Annotated in this window: 1 protein-coding gene; it reads left to right on the forward strand. The window is 60.7% G+C overall.

All coding sequences use genetic code 11. From position 1 onward, the window contains the following. Nucleotides 1-554: 554 nt before the first annotated feature. Nucleotides 555-827: a hypothetical protein gene (locus tag AC5ZGW_RS46460; protein WP_130232011.1), complete on the forward strand. Its 273-nt coding sequence runs from the start codon at nucleotides 555-557 to the stop codon at nucleotides 825-827. Nucleotides 828-974: the final 147 nt, after the last annotated feature.

Genomic DNA, 974 nt, shown 5'->3' on the forward strand with positions numbered 1-974 from the left:
CAGAAACGCAGTGTGGTGACCGCATCGGCGTAATCTTCAGCGAAGCGGCGGAAATTCGGGGACAGTTCGGTGCTCTCCAAGGGCGAGCCATCAGGGATCAACCGGATCTACCGGCTTTATCGCGAGGAAGGGCTCACCGTCCGCAAGCGGCGGGCTCGCTTCGGCGATGGCCGAACGACTCGTTTAACGCAACGACACGTACTTCCAGGTTAGCTCCGCCGTCTCAAGCGCTCGCGCTGAGACGCACCGATCCATCACGGGCGCCTATGCCTTCATAGCGATCAAGTATTTTGCGCCATGCGCCACCTCTGGTAGTGACGTGCGGAGCTGTTGATCCAACGGGGACACGGAGGAATGCCATTACGCCATCTGCGGGAACGTTCTCGTCGGGAATTCTGACACACGTTATCATCGGCAGACGATGCCTGTCGGTGGCCTTTGGCGGCCGGCCCCGAGAGCAGGTCGTTGCCCCTTGAGCGGAGCTGGTGGCGCAAGCGGTTTCGAATCCTGCTGGCGCTACGGTGCGTTGGCAAGGAGACCGTCTGGGAGGGGCAATGAACCTCGATGACACGATGGAAGCTGCGCGAGAGACCATCGCGCAGATGGATAGTCTCTTGACGCGGGCTCGCGAACAACTTGGCCGTTGTGCCTGCCCTTTGGGCGACGGCACTATGAGTGCCGCTTCAATTTCTGCATTTGTCGCCGATCAGGACGAAGCGTTTCAAAGAGCGTATGCGGGCGAGCTGGCGGCCCTCAATCACATCCTGCCAACGCCTGAATCGATGTCGCATGTCCCACGCACCAAGCCGTCTCCACGGAGAGCGTGACATGATGAGGATGGCGGATGGTGAGCTATTGAATGGTGGCGATGCGCCGGACACCGAGCGGCTGGCACAACTCGCCATCGACTTCGTGGCAGGGCGCGCGGACCTGGCTAGCGTCATTGGGATCACGGACGATGAGCTTGAGGCCTT

The sequence above is a fragment of the Bradyrhizobium sp. Crot121 genome (assembly GCF_059512385.1).